The sequence below is a fragment of the Micromonospora sp. ATLC20 genome, assembly GCF_057196585.1.
On record NZ_JBXUOV010000330.1, the window covers coordinates 1 to 2,834 of the forward strand.

A 2,834-nucleotide genomic window follows, 5' to 3' on the forward strand; every position below is an offset into this window, starting at 1 on the left:
GCGCGGCCGCGAACGTCGGCTCGGGCTGCGTCGACCCGACCCGCGCGGCGGTGACGGTCGGCACCTCGGCGGCGGTCCGCATGATCCAGGCGGTGCCGGCGGGCGCGGCGCCGCTGCCGCTGCCGGAGCAGCTCTGGCGGTACCGGGTCGACCACAACCACGTGGTCACCGGCGCGGCGTACTCCAGCGGCGGCAACCTGTTCGCCTGGGCGGCGCGCGAGCTGCGGCTGCCGGAGGGCAGGGAGCTGGAGATGGCGCTGGACCGGTCCGCCGCCTCGGTACGCGCCAATCCCCGCTTCGGCGGCGACCGGCCACCGGGCACCGCCCCGGCGGGCTCGGGGGAGCTGCACGGGCTGAGCTTCGGCACCACAGCGGTCGACATCCTGGCCGGCCTGATGAGCGGCCTGTGCCGGCTGGTCGCCGACGACCTGACGCTGCTGGAGGCCGGTATCGGCGAGCCGATGGAGGTGGTCCTCGGCGGTGGGGCGCTGACCGCCTCGCCGTGGTGGCGCGGTGCGTTCCTCGACGTGCTCGCGCCCCGCCGGGTGTGCTGGCAACGCAACCCGGAGATCGGCGCGACCGGCGCCGCGCTCATCGCGCTGGGCCGGGTCGCGGAGGCGGACGAGATCGCCGGGATCGGCCGGACGGACGAGGCCGCCTCGCACGCGTGACCGTCCACCCGAGGCGCTGACCGTCCTGGTCATGCCGTCCGGGCGGCCGTTGACACCGACCGACGGCCTGATTGGATGGACTCCGCTCCCCGACGTGGTGGGGCGGGACGAGGAGGCAACCGTGGGCGCAGGTCCCGACCCGGTTCGCGGCGCGGCCCCTCAGCCGCACCGGCGGCGTTCCGGGTTCCGGCTGCGGGACTGGCGGATGGGCACCAAGCTCGCCACGGTGCTGGTGATCCCGTCGCTGGCGTTCCTGGTCCTGGCCGGCATCCAGACCCGGGGCCTGGTCGGGCAGACCACCACGCTGAGCGCCTTCGCCGAGCAGGTCGGGATCGGCCGGCAGATCTCCACCGCGGTGGACCGGCTCCAGCACGAGCGGGACCGCACCGCCGGTGAACTGGCCGCGCTGCGCCGCGCCGGCACCGGCGCCGACCGGGACGCCGCTGTGGCCGCGCTCCGGCCCCTTCAGGAGGCCACCGACCGCGCGGTGGCCGAGCTGCGGGACGCGGCCGCGCCGCTGGCCGACGCCGACGCCGCCTGGCGGGTCTCCTACTCCGAGGCACTCGAGGCGTACGACCAGGTGGTGAACATCCGCGCGGCGGTGGCGCCTGCCGTGCTGTCCAGCGACACCGTGCTGAGCAACTACCACAGGTCCGTCGCGGCGCTGCTGAACCTGCTGGCCGAGCCGACGCCCGGCAGCGGCCGGCAGGAGCTGACCGAGGCGGTGCTGCGGTACGTGCAGATATCCCGGGTCAAGGAGCTCTCCTCGCGCATCCGCGCGGAGCTCTACGCTGCCGCCCGGTCCGGCCGGTACGAGGCCGACGACCCGGTGACGCTCAGCGACCTGCGGGCCCAGCAGCTCACCGCGCTGGGCGCGTTCCGGGTCGCGGCGACCGCCGACCAGATCCGCCGCTACGACCGCACCTCGGTCGACCCGGCGTTCGTCGCGGCCACCCGGATGGAGGAGCGCACGCTGCCCGGCGGCGGCGACGCGAAGCCGGCCCTGCTCGACGCGACCCAGTGGTGGGCGGCCAGCGAGCAGCGGCAGGAACTGTTCCGCCAGTTGGAGAGCGACATCGTCGCCGACGCGGTACGCCAGGCCGACGACGCCAGCGCCCGCCAGCTGCGCGACACGCTGCTGGTGGCCGGCGCGATCGCCACGGTGCTCCTGTCCGCGGTGCTGATCTCGCTGCTGGTCGGCCGGTCGGTGGCGCGCGGCATGCGGCAGCTGCGCGGCCAGGCGCTGCGGATCGCGCAGGTGGACCTGCCGTTGACACTGCAACGGCTGCGCACTGTGGACCGGCCGATCGGCACGATCGACGTACCGCCCGCGGTGATCGACTCGCAGGACGAGATCGGCGAGCTGGCGGAGGCGTTCGTGGCGGTGCACCGCAGCGCCGTCGACGTCGCCGTCGAACAGGCGATGATGCGGCGCAACGTCAACGCCATGTTCGTCAACCTGGCCCGGCGCAGCCAGGTGCTCGTCGAGCGGCAGCTGGAGCTGCTCGACGACCTCGAACGCGAGGAGAGCGACCCGGACCAGCTGGAGAACCTGTTCAAGCTCGACCACCTCGCCGCCCGCATGCGCCGTAACGACGAGAGCCTGCTGGTGCTCGCCGGCACCGAGTCGACCCGGCGGTGGAACCGTCCGGTGGGCCTGGGCGCGGTGCTGCTGGCCGCGAGCGCGGAGATCGAGCAGTACCAGCGGGTGCGCCACGAGAACCGGACCGACCTGCACGTCGTCGGGCACGCGGTCGGCGACCTGGTGCACCTGTTCGCGGAGCTGCTGGAGAACGCCACCGCCTTCTCCCGCCCGGACACCGCGGTGCGGGTGGTGGTCGAGCCGGACGGCCGGGGCGCGCTCGTGCAGATCGTCGACGAAGGGCTGGGCATGAGCCCGTCGGCGCTGGCCGAGGCGAACGCGGTCCTCGCCGAGCCACCGGCCGCCGACGTGTCGGCCTCGGAGCGGATGGGCCTGTTCGTGGTGAGCCACCTCAGCGCCCGGCACGGCGTACGGGTGCGGTTGAGCGCCGGCCGGGAGGGCCTGGTGGCGCGGGTGCGGATCCCGGTCGAGCTGCTGGCCGAGGCGCCCGCGCCGGAGGCGGGCCAGCCGGCGCCGGGCCGGCTCGTGCGCGGGCCGGAGCCGCAGATGCTCACCGGTCC

2 protein-coding genes are annotated in these 2,834 nt (G+C 75.1%); both read left to right on the forward strand.

Translation table 11 applies throughout. The annotated features are described in order from the left end of the window. Positions 1-671: FGGY-family carbohydrate kinase (locus tag AC2CHG_RS30955; protein WP_484526155.1), on the forward strand; the 671-nt coding region annotated here is incomplete at its 5' end. 121 nt (positions 672-792) lie between these two features. Continuing rightward, positions 793-2,834, forward strand: a 2,042-nt coding sequence (locus AC2CHG_RS30960; protein WP_484526156.1) for a sensor histidine kinase, incomplete at its 3' end; no start/stop codon positions are given.